Annotated in this window: 17 protein-coding genes; all 17 read left to right on the forward strand. The window is 52.9% G+C overall.

Features of this window, described 5'->3' with window-relative positions:
• Positions 1-747 precede the first annotated feature (747 nt).
• Complete coding sequence (locus DFR47_RS19835; RefSeq protein WP_113946252.1) at positions 748-1,440, forward strand: hypothetical protein; 693 nt, start codon at positions 748-750, stop codon at positions 1,438-1,440.
• Positions 1,441-1,529: 89 nt separating this feature from the next.
• Positions 1,530-2,006, forward strand: coding sequence for a hypothetical protein (locus tag DFR47_RS19840; RefSeq protein ID WP_147245670.1), 477 nt, complete (start codon positions 1,530-1,532; stop codon positions 2,004-2,006).
• A complete protein-coding gene (locus DFR47_RS19845) occupies positions 1,900-3,972 on the forward strand; it encodes a terminase gpA endonuclease subunit (protein WP_374788384.1) in 2,073 nt (690 codons plus the stop codon). Before DFR47_RS19840 ends, DFR47_RS19845 begins: the two co-directional genes overlap by 107 nt.
• On the forward strand, positions 3,972-4,223 hold the full coding sequence (locus DFR47_RS19850; protein WP_210207352.1) for a phage head-tail joining protein: 252 nt from the start codon (positions 3,972-3,974) through the stop codon (positions 4,221-4,223). The genes DFR47_RS19845 and DFR47_RS19850 overlap by 1 nt, the downstream gene beginning before the upstream one ends.
• Positions 4,223-5,797, forward strand: coding sequence for a phage portal protein (locus tag DFR47_RS19855; protein ID WP_113946255.1), 1,575 nt, complete (start codon positions 4,223-4,225; stop codon positions 5,795-5,797). The genes DFR47_RS19850 and DFR47_RS19855 overlap by 1 nt, the downstream gene beginning before the upstream one ends.
• On the forward strand, positions 5,790-7,967 hold the full coding sequence (locus DFR47_RS19860; protein ID WP_113946256.1) for a prohead protease/major capsid protein fusion protein: 2,178 nt from the start codon (positions 5,790-5,792) through the stop codon (positions 7,965-7,967). The genes DFR47_RS19855 and DFR47_RS19860 overlap by 8 nt, the downstream gene beginning before the upstream one ends.
• A 67-nt stretch (positions 7,968-8,034) precedes the next feature.
• Positions 8,035-8,361 (forward strand): DUF2190 family protein, encoded by a 327-nt coding sequence (locus DFR47_RS19865; RefSeq protein WP_113946257.1) that lies wholly within the window; start codon positions 8,035-8,037, stop codon positions 8,359-8,361.
• A gap of 102 nt (positions 8,362-8,463) precedes the next feature.
• The gene (locus tag DFR47_RS21905) at positions 8,464-8,634 is read left to right on the forward strand and encodes a hypothetical protein (protein ID WP_210207353.1); all 171 of its coding nucleotides are present in this window, start codon (positions 8,464-8,466) and stop codon (positions 8,632-8,634) included.
• Positions 8,635-8,644: 10 nt separating this feature from the next.
• The gene (locus tag DFR47_RS19875) at positions 8,645-9,067 is read left to right on the forward strand and encodes a hypothetical protein (protein ID WP_113946259.1); all 423 of its coding nucleotides are present in this window, start codon (positions 8,645-8,647) and stop codon (positions 9,065-9,067) included.
• Positions 9,064-9,822 (forward strand): hypothetical protein, encoded by a 759-nt coding sequence (locus DFR47_RS19880; RefSeq protein ID WP_113946260.1) that lies wholly within the window; start codon positions 9,064-9,066, stop codon positions 9,820-9,822. Before DFR47_RS19875 ends, DFR47_RS19880 begins: the two co-directional genes overlap by 4 nt.
• On the forward strand, positions 9,819-10,409 hold the full coding sequence (locus DFR47_RS19885) for a phage baseplate assembly protein V (RefSeq protein ID WP_113946261.1): 591 nt from the start codon (positions 9,819-9,821) through the stop codon (positions 10,407-10,409). The genes DFR47_RS19880 and DFR47_RS19885 overlap by 4 nt, the downstream gene beginning before the upstream one ends.
• A 17-nt stretch (positions 10,410-10,426) precedes the next feature.
• Complete coding sequence (locus tag DFR47_RS19890; RefSeq protein ID WP_113946262.1) at positions 10,427-10,651, forward strand: hypothetical protein; 225 nt, start codon at positions 10,427-10,429, stop codon at positions 10,649-10,651.
• A gap of 128 nt (positions 10,652-10,779) precedes the next feature.
• A complete protein-coding gene (locus DFR47_RS19895; protein WP_147245674.1) occupies positions 10,780-11,073 on the forward strand; it encodes a GPW/gp25 family protein in 294 nt (97 codons plus the stop codon).
• Between the two features lie 13 nt (positions 11,074-11,086).
• Entirely contained in the window at positions 11,087-11,959 is an 873-nt protein-coding gene (locus DFR47_RS19900) for a baseplate assembly protein (RefSeq protein ID WP_113946264.1), read from the forward strand.
• Complete coding sequence (locus DFR47_RS19905) at positions 11,959-13,077, forward strand: phage tail protein (RefSeq protein WP_113946265.1); 1,119 nt, start codon at positions 11,959-11,961, stop codon at positions 13,075-13,077. The genes DFR47_RS19900 and DFR47_RS19905 overlap by 1 nt, the downstream gene beginning before the upstream one ends.
• Positions 13,077-16,220, forward strand: coding sequence for a DUF4815 domain-containing protein (locus DFR47_RS19910; protein ID WP_113946266.1), 3,144 nt, complete (start codon positions 13,077-13,079; stop codon positions 16,218-16,220). Before DFR47_RS19905 ends, DFR47_RS19910 begins: the two co-directional genes overlap by 1 nt.
• Positions 16,220-16,735, forward strand: a complete 516-nt coding sequence (locus DFR47_RS19915; protein WP_113946267.1) for a hypothetical protein — start codon at positions 16,220-16,222, stop codon at positions 16,733-16,735. The genes DFR47_RS19910 and DFR47_RS19915 overlap by 1 nt, the downstream gene beginning before the upstream one ends.
• Positions 16,736-16,777 lie beyond the last annotated feature (42 nt).

Consider the following 16,777-nt stretch of genomic DNA (forward strand, 5'->3'; position numbering starts at 1 on the left):
ATTTAAGAAAATACGGCACATCGCTACAAAAGGCGAATCAATACAAAACGTATTAGAATCACCATGCATCACATGACCTAAGCTAATTACGCTCAAATCAGCCTGTGCTGTCTTATTAAGGGGGTGGGGTTACAATAATCGGGCATTGCACTGACTCAATAGAGCGAGTCATACAAATGCTCATAGGCCATTACTGCGACCACATGGCGCCGCACCGGCTACCATCACTAATCACAACACATCACCATAAGCAGACAGAGAGAGTGCAAGCGGGAGCGGAGCGGGAGCAAAGCCTTGTTACCCTACTGCATTGCTATCGTACGCCCTGCCCGTCTGCATACGCTCATGTGTGCTCATGCCTGCATCTGCATTGCCTCTGCCCCTGCATCCGGCACATGCAACCAGCGCCCGCCCTGCCTTCCCTGTCATTATTCAATGGGATCAATGGGTTAAACCCCCGCCACGGTTAGGTTCTTCCGAGAGCCCCCCCCACCCACCGCGGGTCCGACGCAGCGCAGCATTTGAGCGCTTTTGATGTTTTCGATTCCTTGGTTCCGATTCCTGATTTCCGGGGGTCGGAGTTGCTCGGTCTGATGCCAGACTTTTGAGCAAAATTTTCTACGGAGCTGCGGGTCGGAAAGAATTTTTATTCTCCGAAATGGCTCAGCGCCGAGTGGCTCCGTAGAAAATTCTTATCGTTTGTTGTGGTTTTGGCGCTGTGTCGCTTCAGAGGGAAAGGCAGCGGCTATGAAACTTGTTATCGGGAAGTCGAACCTCAGCGCTCTGGCCGATTTGGAAAAGCTGGCAAAGAGACTGGAAGGTCCGAACCTTCACAATGAACTTCATCGTGGTGTTGTCGATGCTGGCCGTAAGACCAAGACGGTGGTTCAGCGTGCTGTTGCAAAGCAGATGGGTCTCAAGGCTGGCCGGTATCAGAGCTATGTAGCTGCCAACACCAGAGGCATCCCGCGCAAGAATATTCTCGCTTACGACATCTTTGGTGTGAAGGGCGGGTTGAGCGTCGATAACTACAAAGGGACGCGAGCAGCCAGTACAGGGAACAAGCTGAATGCAGGCAGAGCCACTCTGGAAAGAGGAACGGTTCGGTCGAGTGTTTGGAATAACCCTCGCATCTTCAAGAGATCCTTCTCCGATGAAAAGACCGGTGGTTTCTTCGCGATACTCCCGGCAAGCGAAGGTTCATCGAGCGTAGCTCCGAAATCACTTTGGACATGGGGTAACAAGCCAAACCAGAAGCGAGGAGCTGATGGGAAGTTTGCCAAGTCCGGGAAGAAGTACGGGAAGGTGCGACAGCTGTTCGGACCATCTCTGCTGAAAGAGATCCCGGAAGATCAATCGCTGGCGACATTCATGACGACGGGACCGCAGCATCTTGAGCGGGAGGTCATGAAGCGCATCACAAAACTTATGAGGTTCTGATGGCTACGAAGAGGCCAGCGGCTAAGGCTGCGTCAACCAAGAGGGCAAAGGCGCCAACCAAGGCTGCGGCTTCGACTAAGCCGGCAGACATGATCGTCAACCAGACTGCGATGGCCGAGATCCTTGGGATTACGCCACGCAGACTGCGGCAGCTTGAAAAGGAAGAAGAGGTCATCGTCAGTGACGGCGTGGGAAAGTTTCACGTTGGTCGGGTGGTTCAGGCGTATGTGGCCTATCGGTCAGAAGGCGCCGTTCGTAAGTCTGGCAGCGAGAGCATGGATCGTCTCCGTGAGGAGAAGATGCTCGACATACGCCTGAACCGCATGAGGAAAGACCGAGAGCTCATCTCACTCGATGAAGCTCTATCCTTCTCCGATGAATTGGTTGGGCTTTTCGTTTCGTACTTAACCGGATTGCCAGCCGAGATTACAGGGGTGCCGCGTGAGCGGCAGAGGCTGCATGACATTATCGACAAAGGCCGTCTCAAGCTCGCAGATCGTCTCTCCAAAAAAATCGGTACTTTACGCACGGGCAGTGAAGATCCTGACGCCGAGGATGAGGATTGATCCGGTAGAGTGGGCGATCAATAACAGAGAATACCCTGAGTCAGCAGGGCATCCCGGACCGAGAAACCCTCACAAGACCCCATACATGGTGCCATTCGCAATGGCTGTGCATGGGCGAACGCACAAGCGTGTCGTGATGGTTGTATCGGCGCAGTCCGGGAAGACTGAGACATTTATGGATTTGATGGGTACTCGTCTCGATACCCAGCCTGTTCCGATCATTTACGTCGGACCATCGAAGCAGTTTATCACCACGCAGTTCGAACCGCGTCTTGATGACCTGATGAAGAACACGGATCTGAAAGAGCTGTGTGCTCCGAAATCGAAACAGCTGAAAACCAAGAAAATCATCAACGGCGTTACGCTGCGACTGGCTCATGGCGGGTCATCCACAGCGATGAAGTCAGACCCGTTCGGTGTCGCATACACGGATGAGGTCGATGAGCTGAAGGCCAACTTGAAGGGTCAAGGTGATCCGGTCGGCCTGATCGACGCTCGTGGTGACACGTACCCTGATTTTGTTCACGCCATCACATCAACCCCGAGCAGAGGGGTGGTCGAAGTGGAGACAGATCCTGAAAGCGGATTAGAGTTCTGGTCAGAGTCAGACCCTGAAGAGATCGAGTCAACTGTTTGGCGCCTGTGGCAGTCAGGCACGCGGTATCATTGGGCTTGGCCTTGTCCACATTGCCGGGAGTATTTCATCCCACGCTTTGCGTGCATGGCATGGGAAAAGCCAAAGACACCAGATGGTCGAGAGCTGCCATCAAAAGCAAACCTCGCGCTGAAGACAGCTCATCTCGTGTGTCCGGTAAATGGCTGCCTGATCTACGACGAAGAGCCATCCCCCGGTGAGGCATTTGAAACCACGAAAGAGTGGATGAATGCCCGCGGTGTTTATGTAGCTCCGGGTCAATCGATAGATCAGGACGGGAACGTCATTGGCGAATCCCCTGACAACTGGACACTGAGCTATTGGGTTTCAGGCTTATGCTCTCCCTTCAAATCATGGGGGGATCGCGCTGCAGCATACGTCGAGGCCGTCCGTGGCGGCGGTGATGTTCAGGCTGCCAAGAACCAAGGCTTTGGGGAGCTGTACTCTCCGGGCGGTGGGTCTGCTCCTGAGTGGGCTGAAGTGGCCGCGTGCGCATCCGATGATTACGTCATGGGCGAAGTCGTTGGTGATGTGAAGCGCGTTACCCTCACGGCCGACGTCCAGAAGGATCGAATAATCTACACGGTTCGTGGATGGGGTGCTCACGGTACGTCATGGCTGATTGAAGCTTCTGAAATTTATGGTCAGACCGAAGAGCAAGAGGTCTGGGATATGTTTGCGAACGTCGTCACAGATCTCTATGACGGCCTGCCGCTCAGTCTGGTCTTGGTGGACTCCGGTTATCGTCCGGGCAAGAAGTTCGTCGTTCCAGAGCATCGCGTTTATGCGTTCGCTCGACGGTTCCCGAACTTGGTTCGTGCGACCAAAGGCTCGTCATCAGCGATGACTAAGCCAGTCGTCACCAGCAAGATCGACGTCATGGTCAACGGGAAAGAGATCAAGGGCGGCCTTGAGCTTCTGCGCCTCGATACGGATTACTTCAAGTCGTGGGTACAGCAGAAAGTTCGATGGGAGAAAGGATCTCCCGGTGCTTGGTATCTGCCGCAAGACATCAGCGAAGCGTACTGCAAGCAGATCGTCTCCGAAGCTCGCATTAAAGCTCCGGGCGGCAAGGTGAAGTGGGTACAGCGTAACAAGGAGAACCATTTCCTTGACTGCGAATCCATGCAGGGCGCAGCCCAGCTGATCCTCAATCTTACAAAACTGCGAGATGGTCCTCCGCCAGTACGGAGGGCTGTCCGTGAAGAACAACCTGTAGCCCCTCCAGTAGAGGCACCGGCACGGCCGCAGGCGAATACTGCGCCTCGTCCGTCAAGCGTGTGGAACGGTGGGAGAAAGAGCATCTGGTGATGAGCTCCGACAATGAAAGCGAAGGCTCTGGCACTCAGGGCTTTCTGCACACACCGGGAGAACGGGCTGCGTTCCTAAAGGATCTTAAAGAGGCCTATTACACCGGCGCTGTGCGCGTGCGGTTCCGTGACAGAGATGTCACCTACCGCAGCCGCGAAGAAATGAAAGCGATCATCGACGAACTTGAGGGCGAAGTATCTCCACGCATCCGTCGAAACGTGATCTTGACGACTTTCGCAAGGGGATACTGATGGCGAACCTTCTTGATAAAGCCATCGGGTATGTAAGCCCGAAGGCTGGGGCTCAGCGTGCTGCAAGTCGCAGGCGTATGGAGCTGCTCCGGCAGATGCGATCCTACGAAGGCGCTTCTGGTGGTCGGCACGCTGCGAACTGGTATGCCCCTTCATCCACAGCAGATGATGAGATCGGGAAGGCAGGTAAGACCCTGCGCAACCGGTCTCGTGAGATGATCCGGAATGAGCCTCTCGCTCAAAAGATCGTCACATCTCATGCAAACAATTTTGTCGGGTATGGGATCACTCCTCGTCCAAAGACGGGGAATCCAGATCGAGACAAGAAGGTCATGGATCTGTTTGATGAGTGGTCGAAGGTTTGCTTTACCGGTACCAATATGGGGTTCCACGGCGGCATCTATCTGATGGCTCGCATGATGGTAGGCGCTGGTGAAGGATACGTTCGCAAGCGCACCCGTAAGAAGTCAGACGGCCTACCTGTGCCTTTGCAATTGCAGATCCTCGATGCTGAATTTTGTGATTGGTCTAAGGCCGAAGTGCCATCGACCAAGCCTTTGAACTATGTCGTTCAGGGGATCGAGTTTGATGCGATTGGCAACCGGTCTGGCTACTGGATGCACCAAAGTAACCCGTCGTCGGTATGGGGTTGGTTGCGAGGAAGTCTTGGGCTGAACAGTAAGTTTATCCCAGCTGATGAGATTGTCCACTTCTATGAGGCTCAGGACAATCAAGTTCACGGCGTTCCGTGGCTGACTCCAGTCATGACGGAGATCAGAGACCTGAAGGATTATGAGCTTTCGGAGAACATCCGGAAGAAGATCGAAGCCTGTATGGTCGGGATGGTCATCCCCGGTGAAAACGAGACTGACCCAGCTGACCCGAACATCGGCCTCCATGAGACGGCTGATCCGAATAAGCGACAAGATCCGGCGTCCGTAACAGACATGAATGGCTTCCCATTCGAAAGAATGGAGCCGGGCATGTTTGGTGTCCTGAGGAACGGCAAGGATATCAAGTTCAATAGTCCAGCCGTTTCAGCCGGCGTTGAGCAGTATATCCGCACTCGTCATCGCAGCATCGCCGCTGGTGTGAGAATGCCATATGAAATCATGACAGGTGATTTCAGTCAGGCAAACTTTGCGTCCGGCAAGTTGGGCATCCTCGAATATCACCGATTTGTCGAGACCGTTCAGTGGCACATCTTCATCCCGTGCCTGAACACGATTTGGAATTGGTTCATTCAGGCAGCAAAGCTTGGCGGTAAGATCCCGAACAACTGGGATGTTCCTGTTGAATGGGCTCCGCCTGAGCGTGAAAGCATCACTCGTCTTGATGATGCCCGTGCTGATCTTATCGAAGTCCGTCTAGGCAAGCGCTCAATGCAAGACGTCATCTCGTCAACCGGTCGAGATCCCAAAACCGTTCTCAAGGAGATCGATGATTGGAACATGATGACCGATGAGACGAAGAGCAAAGTCATCCTCGACAGTGACCCTCGTAAAATCGCTCTGAACGGCCAGCTGCAGCAGGCACTCATGGGAGACAATAGTAAAGGAGGCAGTGATGCCTGATGCAAACACAGAGATCCGTATCGAGCGTCACCGGTCTTACGTTGAGGTTCGGTCGGATTCATTCAACGAGGCTGACCGCACAGTTGACGTCTGCTGGACAACCGGCGCGGCAGTAAAGCGGTACTCGTGGGATGAAGGGTACTACATGGAAGAGCTGGTCGTGGATGCGAAGTCCATCCGTATGGATCGCTTCAGCTCCATGTCTCTCCTCGATACCCACAAACAGTATTCTATGGAGAGCCGTCTTGGAACGGTTGTTCCCGGAAGCGTCAAGATTGAGAACGGTCGCGGTTACGCCAAGATTAAATTCTCTCGCAATGAGAACGCGGAATCCATCCTCCGCGACCTACAGGACGGACACCCACTGAATATTTCAGTCGGCTACAAAATCCATCAGTACGAAATGACGGAAGGTAACGAGAAATCATTGCCAATCCTTCGGGCTACGGATTGGGAGCCGATGGAGTTGTCCGTCGTACCTGTACCGGCAGATGCGGAGGCGACCTCCCGCTCAGAGCCAACCAATGAAAACGTCGAGATCGTCAAAGTCCGGCGCTCAGTCAGCGATGCGGATAAGACCGCACACATCACGGAGACTACCCCAATGAATAAGCGTGAAGCAGCCAAGACCTACAAGGGCTCCCAGCTCGAAGCTCTTGCCATCGGCGCTGGCATCACCCGCAGCAACGACGAAACCGACGAGCAGCTGAGCGTTCGCCTTTTGGCAGCGTATGACGCTGAAGACGAGGCAAAGCGCAAGGCTGATGAAGATGCAGCTAAGCGCAACTCTGAATCCACCAATGGCACACGTAGCGCGGAGCTGACTGCTCCGGTGACGACAGTCGTCAATGGCATCAGCACTGCAGAAGCTGCTGAGCTGTCACGCAAGGCAGTCGCTAACGAACGCAAACGCACCAACGAGATTGAAGCTCTTGGTCGCACTGCTGGATTCGATCCGGACAATGAACTTGTTCGCAATGCTGTGGACAGCGGCACATCCGTCGAAGATTTCCGCAGCTCTCTGCTTGACGCCATGGTTGCACGTCAGGGCAGCGCACCAACCCGTACTCAGGTGGAGACACGCGGAATGCAGGATCAGACCGAAACAACCCGCAAGCTGATTTCGAACGCCATCCTGCATCGTCACGGTATCGTAGACAAACTGGAAGATGGCGCAAACGAATGGCGCAATCTGTCAGCTCTGGACACGGCAAAAGAGCTGCTGATGATGCGCGGTGAAAAAGTGCGCGGCATGTCCGTCCATGAAGTCGTTGAGCGTGCTCTGCACACCACGTCTGACTTCCCGATCATCCTTGGCGATATTACCCGTCAAACACTGGTGTCTGGTTACTCCGGCTATGCAAACACTTTCCAGCTGATTGCCAAGCGCAACGTCCTGACAGACTTCCGTGAAGTTAAGATGGTCGAAGTCGGCAATGGTCCGGATCTGGAAAAAGTCAACGAGCATGGCGAATTCAAGCGCGGTACATTCCGTGAAAGCGAAGAAGGCCTGCGTATCGCAACTTACGGTAAGGTGATCGGCCTTTCCCGTCAGATGATCATCAATGACCAGCTCGGTGCATTCACCCAGCTGATCGGTGATTGGGGTCGCAAGGCTGCCAAGCTTGAAGGCGATATCGTTTGGGATGTGGTCATCAAGAATGCCAAGCTGAAGGACGGTACACCACTGTTCCATGCTGATCATAAGAACCTTGCCGGCACAGGCACTACTCTCGATCAGGCATCTCTGGAAGCTGCACATCAGGCATTCCGCCAGCAGAAAGATATTGATGGTGACGCTATCAACATCTCTCCTAAATTCCTGTTTGTCGATTCATCGAACGAAATTACAGCCCAGAAACTCATCAATGGCGTTTATGTTCCGACAACGACTGGCGAGATTGTCCCGCAGGTCATCCGTTCCTTACAGCCGGTCTATGAGCATCGCCTCGATAAGATCGCAACAAAGGCTTGGTTCCTGTTCGCATCGATTAATGACACCATGGGTCGGGGTCTTCAGTACGCTCACCTCGCCGGCAATGAGACCCCGTTCTTTGATCAGCGCGTGGGCTTCGATGTTGACGGTATCGAATACAAAATCCGTCACGACTTCGGTGCCGGCGTAACCGATTACCGTCAGGGTTATAAAAATCCGGGTGTTGCTCGCTAATCCATACGCTTTTAACGGCGCTGGCTCGGGTCAGCGCCTTTTTCAATTTTGAAAACAGGAGCGCCCTATGCGCAATTTCATTCAGCCTGGCAAAGTTCTCAATATTGTCGCAACAGCTGCTGTGGTTAGCGGTAGCTTGCAGGTCATTGGAAAAATTTTTGGCATTGCCGCAACGTCGGCAGCAGCCGGTGAAGAGTATGAGCTCAGCACTGGTGGTGTTTATGAATTACCGAAAAACGCGCCAGAAGCGTGGACTGTAGGTAAAGAGGTTTTTGCAACGCCTGGCGGTATTGCGACCACAGAAACAACAGGAAACACCAAGATTGGGGTCGCAGTTATGGCTGCTGATGCCGGAACTGGCGTTGGCCTTGTTCGTTTGAACAGCAACTTCTAACCAGTGGATGCGGCGTCCTTTATGGCGCCGCGCTCCATTTGGAGGAAAGCCGTGAAGAATAAATACAAAGTCCTAATGGACACCGTGATCCAAGGTCGCCCCATGCTGAAGGATGAGTTCACCCATCTGACGGATGAAGAGGCTGTACCTTACAAGGATGCAGGTCTGGTCAGCGGCGGCAGCGCTACGTCGGAGACGGTAGCGCCGAAGAACGATGCTCCTCAGACAGGGGAAGCTGAAACTGGAGCAGTCAAGAAGAAGGCTGCCAAATAAGGATTCAGAGATGGCGATCTTCGATCGATTGGACAAACACACAAGTCGAACGGTCGATGCGATTAATGCCATCCCGTTCATTTTGACACCATACCTATCTTCCCCGAATGGCCGCGGCATTGTCGATCCTAACCGCAAGGTCATTCAGGGAAAGGGAATCTTCGACTATTACGAGGTCGAGTATGGCCTCCAGCTCGGTGTGCGTCGATCGTATCGTGAGGCGAACGATATGCGTTCGCTTCAATCTGGGCGTGAACCTTATCTCTCTGTTGATCGCAAGTTTTTCAAGAGCCTAGATGACGAGGCAATACAGGGCGATCTGATAAAGCTCCCTACGAGGCCAGAGCTTCCTACATTCCAAATCGTCGCAGCTCATCGTGATGGTCTGGCAAGAGTTATTCTCACAATGGTTCAGGAAGGTGCTCAAGCATGAGTGTTTACCGAACAATCTTACGTCTTGCTGCGGTGTCAGCCATGAATAATTATTTGGAAGCGCCCTACCCTACTTTGGCTGGTCATCTGATTTTCGACTCCAAGATTGAACCGGTTGAGGATTGGACAAAAGAACATGCGTTTCCATGTGTCGTGGTCTACACAGACTATGACAAGGACCAGTGGACAAAATCCGGAAGAACCTATGCGGATCGAACGATTACTCTGACGCTAGAACTTCTTGTTGTTCAGAGAGGTAGCGGGAATGGTGTGGCTGGAGATCCGTATAAATTGGAATGCCCGGCCACGGATAGCGAAGTTGAAACGACGCTCGACATTCTGGAGGCACAGGTGTTCCGGTCACTGTCGGCGAGCAATGAAGCGGCAGACGCGTTCAACTACCTTGGCGTTTCATATGTCAACACTGTAAGCCGTCGCGGCGCCTCAATTGAGGGTGGCCTGCGCCTTGCAGCCCGGCAAATCACACTTGAAATGAAAACGGTACGTGAGACATACACCACGATTCCGAAAGAAATTGAGGCGTTCCTCGCCAAATTGGAAACCGCTAACGATTACAAAGATCGGGTTAAGGACTTTCGAAAGGTTCTTCTGTCCGGTGCGAATGAAACGCCGGTTGAAACAGTCACGCACCTCCTTGGATATTCACTGGCAACAGCAGCTCGTCTCGGAGCGCCTGAGAAGGGTTTTATACTCCCTCCTGACATCAAGTACATTTTGAGTGGAGGAGAGCCATGAGCCTTGAAACCGTCTTCGAGCGCTTAGTCATCCGCATAGAAGAGATGGAAGCTAGCATCCGCAGGATGAGCATTGCACGGAACAACTTGTTCCGAGAAGGCGAAGTTGTCGAAGTCGATTACGACAATGGAACAGTCGTTGTTGAGGCTATGGGCATTCGCAGTAGCTCTGTTCCGTGGGTGGAGCAGTCCGGAGCTATCAATGAATGGACGCCTCCCTCGGTGGGGCAGCGTATGGTTCTTGTCTCCCCGGATGGGGATATGGGGATGGGCTTCGCACTGAAGGGTGGGTTTACCGATAATACCCCAGCGCCACACAATAAGGGCAGCGAGAAGCGCGTGACCATTGGCGGGGCTGTGGTGACGCAAACTGCAGATGGCATGTTCATTCAAGTTGGAGGGGCAAAGCTATCCTTCACCGAAGATGGCATGAACATCGATGTTGGCGGATCAACATTCTCCTTCACTGGAGTTGGGTTCGAACAGTCCGGTGGGGTGCAGAAGCATAACGACAAGAATGTCGGTAGTGACCACATTCATGGTGGTGTCGAGCGCGGTGGCTCTAACACGTCTGGCCCAGCAAATTAACCTGAAAGGTGACCTCTATGAAGAAAGAATATTTTGCCAACACCACTGGCATGATCGAAGGCGCATACCGCAACAAAGGTGATTCATGCGGAATGATGACAGAGCGTGCAGCGAAGTATCCGCTGATGGCGGGACTGATCACAGATAAGAAGCCAGTGGCAGCAAGTGCTCCTGTCGCAGAAGAGCGCAATGTGCCTGAGAAGGAAATAGACCCTACCCTTCTGGGCAAGAAGACACGCTGATGGCTCGGGTAGGTATTGACGCCACTACGGGTCGATGCCTCGTTGGGTGGGATCACTGTCTCCAAAGCATCATCAAGATTTTAACAACAGAGCTGCGCGAACGAGTTCAATTGCGCGGCTTCGGATCTATGTTAGCCCGTCTCCTTGACCGGCCGCAGAACCCAGAGACCGTCATTGATTTCTATATGGCAACTGCCGAGGCGCTTGAGCCACGCATGATAGAGGGGAGACAGCTTGGTGAGCCGGGCTTTGTTCTTCTACAGTCAAGCGTGAATCTCAGCGTGCCGGGTACAGTCAGGCTCGAAGTTGGTGGCGTCTTCTTTGAGAACGGGCATCTTGGAGATTATTCAAATCCCGTCGAAAGAACTGCCATCCTATCCATTGTGGTCGCGGAAGGTCAGGTGTCAGTCGGCGCTCTGTGAAAGGAACGGGCGCATGTCCCTTGACCTATCGAATTTCCCTCAGCCAGAGGTCATTGAGACGCTCGATTACAACAAGATTTATGCCGAGGAAGTTGAGGATTTCAAAGCGCGGTGGGAAATAGTTCGGGAGAAATATCCGGAGCTGCCTCCATACAACGTGGAAATGCTGGAAACAGATCCGGCAAGCATTCTTCTCGGGGTTGATGCCTATCGCGATCTTATGCTCCGTGGGCGCATCAACAGCGCGGCCAAAGCAAACCTTGTTGCGTTCGCCACCGGATCGGATCTAGATCACCTCGCAGCGTTCTATGGCGTTGTGCGCATGACAGGAGAAACGGACGATAGTTTCCGTGATCGACTGCTGATTGAAATCAAGGGACGCTCAACAGGTGGCTCCTCTTACTGGTATGCGGCAGCAGCAAGACGCGCTGATGTTCGGATTAAGTCAGTCGTGGTTTACCGCGAAAGAGTTCTTCCGGTTATTCATATAGCTGTCCTCTCAAGTGAGAATGGTGGCATCCCAGACCAAGCCATGCTTGACGCAGTGAAGGCAATCGTCACGAGCGATCAGGTAAGGTTGGTTAACGACACCATTATCGTTGAGGCAGCTGTTAGCTCACCAACAGATATTGAGGCAGATATCTGGCTTCTGCCGAACACAACAAGCGCAGTCATCGAGGCATTGCCCGGCAATCTGCGTGAGGCATGGGCCAATGAATCAGGTGTCGGCTTTGACCTTGAACCATCATGGGTTGAGGCAAGGCTGCATGTGCCTGGAGTTAAGCGAGTTCGCGTCATCACTCCGGCTGATACTGTTGTGGCTGACTCAGGTGTGGCAATTGCTCTTGGTGAGATCAAGCTTAATTTCAAAGGGTATGATTACTGATGTCAAACCGGCAAGCGTTACTTCCAAGTAATGCAACGGCGCTGGAAATTACCTTATCTCAGGTCATGGACAGAATGCCGGAGATTAATGCCGGTATTGTTGCATTGAAGGGGTTCAAGTTCGACCCAAATAACTCTGTCATCCCATATCTCATTCAGGAATATGGGCTGGAGGAAATCGAAGAGTTCTTTCCGATCCGTAGAGAGGTCATCACTGAAGGCGTGAAATGGCGTCGTCTTATCGGCACGCCGGAAGCTGTTCATATGGCACTGCGATGGATCGGGTATCGTGCTGCAATCGAAGAAGAGTGGGTAGGTCGCAAGAAGTGGAATACCTTCCAGCTCCGGTTCAGAGACTTGCCAGCGGCCGATCATCCTGACCTTGAGCGCATCGAGCGTATCGCTGAAATCTCCACTCCATTGCGATCACGGTTCCGTAGAGGGGTTCATCTTTATGATGTCGGACCTCTGATTGGTGACTGCACACGGCTCAACTGCACCATGTTGGAGCGGGAGAGCGGCGTATCTTTGAAGGCTGACGGCCCGATTTGGTCTTTTGGTAGAGTTCAAGAAATTGAACATACTTTGACTGAGGCCGAAGGATTGTCTCTAGGCAACTGGATTGCTCCGATTGAGGACGGGTCTCTTACCTTTCTCGACATGACATATCCATGGCTTGCGGCAACATTCCTGTGGGTTTCCTTGCCAACAGTTCAAAGGCAAGTGCTGATGGCCAGCTGGTTCGCCGGTAAAAGCATGCATGTCCGGCTCACAAGCAGAGACGGACAGACGATTGGCTACCGCATGTGCAGGGCATCACATGCCGTCAGGCAGAGGGCGTCCGCTCCTTACACTGTGTCAGGTAATCATTACGAGCCGTTCCTCGGTGGCACCATGCTTTACGTCGAAGCGATGACCGACTTTGAGGATCAGAGCGGGGTCAATGCGGCTCACGTTTCCATCATTGTCGGAGCTGAGAGGGCCGCAGGTGTTAAGCCCGGGAAGCTGTGGCTTGAGCCTGATGAGCTTATCGGAGGCACGGAGATCGTCAGCACTCCAGTATCAATCCCCTTGCGCACAACGGTTCGTGAGCAGGTCAAGTTTCTTGTGAGGTTCTAATGGCTTTTGAGCACGAAAGCGGCTTGCCGCATGCACATGACCGCGCTGCCGGCAAATCCGAGTGGAAGGGACTTGTGTTCTATGGCGACCGTCCTTTCATTCAGGCCGCCGAACTTAATGAAATGCAGACTATCCAGCGCGGTGTTCATGACCGTGTGTCTCGCCTTGTTGCGAAGGATGGTGATCGTATCGCGCATGCCGAAGCGTTCATCGATCTTGATGCTCGCACAATCACGCTGACTGCTGGCAGCATTTATGTTGCCGGTGATGTCTTCCCTGTCAGTGAGGCTGTGATCCATAACATCCCGCTGACCGGCCGTCTGGAAGTTGGTGTGAAGCTGAAGACAAGCCAGCTCACCTCGGAAGACGACCCGACATTGCTTGGCCTCGTTCCGGGTACTGCGGCTGAAGGAGAGCCGGGCGCTGCGCGAACGATTCAAGCAATCGCATGGGCGCTCCCCTATGATGAGACGGAAGGTGCCTTCAGTGCGGTGTACGTCATTCAGGACGGCACCATCCTTGATCAGACCGGACCATCAATGCTGGAACCGGTTATGCAGCAGCTTGCTATCTATGACCGGCCTCATGGTCACTATGTCGTGGAAGGCTGCCGTGTGACGGGTCTTGGCGCGAATGCTGGTGGGCAAGAGTTTTCGATTGAACAGGGAGAGGCAAACATCTCCGGCTTCAAGCGCACTCGTCATGCTGCCATTCGTTTGTCAGAGCAAGAGATCTGGGATGAAGGGGCAGTGCCGGGAGAGACGCACACCTATCCGGGCGGTGCTTCCTACACTTTCAAGGTTAACCAGCCGCCGATCAGCATGATTAACTCCATCCTGATCACCAAAGAGAGAACCGTAATGGTTACTCGCGGTTCCATTGCCAATGGCGTGGATGGGCTTCCTGACTCATCGGTCACTCAGATCATGAACATTCCCGGATATACTCAGGGTGTTGATTATCAGCGAATGGGCGATGCTGTTGATTGGGGCTTGCCCGGCAATGAGCCTACGCCCGGAACGTCATATGAATGTACCTACCGGTATCGGACGATCATTCAGGCGGATAGCTATACTCATGATGAGATCACTGTTTCAGGTGGAGCGACAGGTGGTGACGTAATCGTTGCCTACACAACTCGCCTGCCTCGCATTGATCGCATCGGGTTGCGAGAGGATGGATCTGCGGTTTACATCAAGGGCGTCTCTGCCCGTGCGAACCCTGTTCCACCTATTGTTCCTTCGGATGTTTTGCAGTTGGCAACGGTTTCGAATAACTGGATTGAACGTCCTGTTGTCGAGAATGACGCCATCCGTTCGGTTCCTTATGGAGAGATCTGGCGCTACTTCAATCGTATCATTGATATGGATCGCCTGGTGCAGCAGGAGCGTCTCAAGAATGACATCGATTCCCGTGAGCCTGTGGCGAAGAAGGGAATGTTCGTTGATGCGTTTGAAAACGATACCATGCGTGATGCTGGCATCGAACAGTCGGCAGCAGTGGGGAACGGAATTTTCCAGCTGGCGATTGTGCCGACTGTGCATCGTGTTCAGCTGTTTGATCCGGTCACACTGGATTTCACAGAAGAAGTTATCGCGGTGCAGGATCTTAAAACGGCCTGCACTAAGATCAACCCATATGCCAACTTCACGCAACTGCCGGGAACAATGGACATTGATCCTGCTGTGGACTTCTGGACTGTGCAGCAAACTGAATGGCTCTCCCCTGAGACGATCAATCTCAATATGGGGCAGACATCGAACAGGCGAACTCCTCTGCGGGTAACAACCGAAGAGAATAAGCTTATCGATCAGCGCAGCGAGCAGGCGGAGTTCCTTCGTGAAATCCCCGTCGAGTTCAATATCTCTGGGTTCGGCGCAGGAGAGGTTCTTGACCTCCTGACTTTCGATGCGATCTCGGTTCTGCCGGCAGGCGGTTTAACCGCTGATGTCGATGGACGCATCCAAGGGACATTCACGATTCCGGCTAACGTAACAGCTGGGACGAAAACAATCTCTGCAGAGGGACGTGGTGGCTCACAGGCCAATGCCTTCTTCACCGGCATGGGAACAATCAACATTGATGTCATGCGTCGTGTGACGACAATCCGGACATGGACATTTGTTGATGCTGACCCGCAGGCGCAAATGTTTGCTGTGCCGGAGCCGCGGCAGATGATTGGTGTAGACTTCCATCTTTGTCAGATCGGAGACCAAAACAAAGGCCTTCTGATTGAGCAGGTAACGATTGATAATGGCTACCCAACAACGGAAGTCATGGCTCAATCTACAGTCAGCATGGTCGATGCGGTTGAGGGATGGAAACATGCCAGATACCGTCTGCCAGTGACCACGCAGTCTGACCGGAAGTTCGCTTTCGTGATTAAGACCGATGACAATGAGCATTCGGTTTCACTCGCAAAGCTCGGTGAGTTCGATCAGGATCAGCAGAAGTTTGTGTCATCTCACCCATATGTTATTGGCCCACGCTTCTCCAGTGTGAACGCTGAAACATGGTCTGCTCATCAGGATGAAGCTCTTACGTTCCGCCTCATCGCTGCGAAGTACACATCCACGACAAAGACTGTTGATCTCGGCATTATCGATCTCGATCAGTGTTCTGATCTCCAGATCAGAGCTGTGGTTGAGCTGCCTTCACCGGCATGTTCGGTTGTGTTTGAGGTCGAGCGTACAAACGGAACGATCTATAAGCTGCTGCCATACCAGCTTCTTGAGCTGACAGAGTATATCACGGAGACTGTAAAGCTTCGGGCTATCCTCACTGGAACAAGCAAGCTGTCTCCTATCCTGTTCGCGCCAATTGAGTTGATCTCAGGTACAATCAAAACGGAGGCAACATATGTTTCACGCGCTATGGCGTTGGGAACAAATGTTCGGGTGTCGGCATATCTTAAGACGTTCATTCCGGGCGGGGCAACATTCAAGATGGAATACTCCATCGAAGGTGGGGCATTCGTCTCGTTACCAGTGGCGGAAGTCGAACAGTTGGCGTTCCCTATGTGGTCAGAGCAGAAGTTCCAAGCCTCTAACCTATCGGGTCATAACATCCGATTGAAAATCATCGCAACCGGTGGGCCATCTTCGCGGATTGCAGCCGGTGACTTTGGAGCAGGGATCTTCTAATGGCGGACACAACAACACACTATGACATCCCGCAGGTTGATCCTGAAAAGAACGTCTCTGATGAAGTGTTCGTGCTTATTCAGGCGTTCGAAGTGGTTGATGATGTTCTCTTCCGTCTCGCTCAAGAGATCGTTAAGAAACTCAACAGCGATGATGAGATTGCAATCAGCAAGATCACCAATCTTCAGCAGACGCTCGATGACAAGATGCTGAAAAGCCGGACGTTTAAGCTCACTGAGTTGACGGACGTTATCGGCGCTCAGGAAGCGATGATCAACTACATCATGACAAAAGGAGCGGATGGCTATGTCTTCCGCTCTGCCCTGTCGGTTCTTGGAGCACACCTTCACGACATCGCAGATGTCAGAGGGCTGCAGCCTGTTTTGAATACATTCATCGCCGGAGCTGCATCGTCAGTCGATGGCGAGGTTCCGGTATTCCAAAGCACGACAGGGAAGCAGCTTAAAAACTCAGGTGTCACCATAGCCTCTCTGCGGGACGGTGGGACTTACTAACAGTGTTAGGGTGGCATGAGATTTGCCACCCGCAATCATTTA

This window comes from Pseudochrobactrum asaccharolyticum, assembly GCF_003314995.1.
Taxonomy (GTDB): domain Bacteria; phylum Pseudomonadota; class Alphaproteobacteria; order Rhizobiales; family Rhizobiaceae; genus Pseudochrobactrum; species Pseudochrobactrum asaccharolyticum.

What these genes read in the sequence shown, in the direction of transcription:
- DFR47_RS19885 (WP_113946261.1), top strand. Translation starts at nt 9,819, where the DNA reads ATGAGCCTTGAAACCGTCTTCGAGCGCTTAGTCATCCGCATAGAAGAG.
- DFR47_RS19850 (WP_210207352.1), top strand. Translation starts at nt 3,972, where the DNA reads ATGAGCTCCGACAATGAAAGCGAAGGCTCTGGCACTCAGGGCTTTCTG.
- DFR47_RS19905 (WP_113946265.1), top strand. Translation starts at nt 11,959, where the DNA reads ATGTCAAACCGGCAAGCGTTACTTCCAAGTAATGCAACGGCGCTGGAA.
- DFR47_RS19915 (WP_113946267.1), top strand. Translation starts at nt 16,220, where the DNA reads ATGGCGGACACAACAACACACTATGACATCCCGCAGGTTGATCCTGAA.
- DFR47_RS19845 (WP_374788384.1), top strand. Translation starts at nt 1,900, where the DNA reads ATGACATTATCGACAAAGGCCGTCTCAAGCTCGCAGATCGTCTCTCCA.
- DFR47_RS19900 (WP_113946264.1), top strand. Translation starts at nt 11,087, where the DNA reads ATGTCCCTTGACCTATCGAATTTCCCTCAGCCAGAGGTCATTGAGACG.
- DFR47_RS19865 (WP_113946257.1), top strand. Translation starts at nt 8,035, where the DNA reads ATGCGCAATTTCATTCAGCCTGGCAAAGTTCTCAATATTGTCGCAACA.
- DFR47_RS21905 (WP_210207353.1), top strand. Translation starts at nt 8,464, where the DNA reads ATGCTGAAGGATGAGTTCACCCATCTGACGGATGAAGAGGCTGTACCT.
- DFR47_RS19895 (WP_147245674.1), top strand. Translation starts at nt 10,780, where the DNA reads ATGTTAGCCCGTCTCCTTGACCGGCCGCAGAACCCAGAGACCGTCATT.
- DFR47_RS19860 (WP_113946256.1), top strand. Translation starts at nt 5,790, where the DNA reads ATGCCTGATGCAAACACAGAGATCCGTATCGAGCGTCACCGGTCTTAC.
- DFR47_RS19875 (WP_113946259.1), top strand. Translation starts at nt 8,645, where the DNA reads ATGGCGATCTTCGATCGATTGGACAAACACACAAGTCGAACGGTCGAT.
- DFR47_RS19835 (WP_113946252.1), top strand. Translation starts at nt 748, where the DNA reads ATGAAACTTGTTATCGGGAAGTCGAACCTCAGCGCTCTGGCCGATTTG.
- DFR47_RS19890 (WP_113946262.1), top strand. Translation starts at nt 10,427, where the DNA reads ATGAAGAAAGAATATTTTGCCAACACCACTGGCATGATCGAAGGCGCA.
- DFR47_RS19880 (WP_113946260.1), top strand. Translation starts at nt 9,064, where the DNA reads ATGAGTGTTTACCGAACAATCTTACGTCTTGCTGCGGTGTCAGCCATG.
- DFR47_RS19840 (WP_147245670.1), top strand. Translation starts at nt 1,530, where the DNA reads ATGATCGTCAACCAGACTGCGATGGCCGAGATCCTTGGGATTACGCCA.
- DFR47_RS19855 (WP_113946255.1), top strand. Translation starts at nt 4,223, where the DNA reads ATGGCGAACCTTCTTGATAAAGCCATCGGGTATGTAAGCCCGAAGGCT.
- DFR47_RS19910 (WP_113946266.1), top strand. Translation starts at nt 13,077, where the DNA reads ATGGCTTTTGAGCACGAAAGCGGCTTGCCGCATGCACATGACCGCGCT.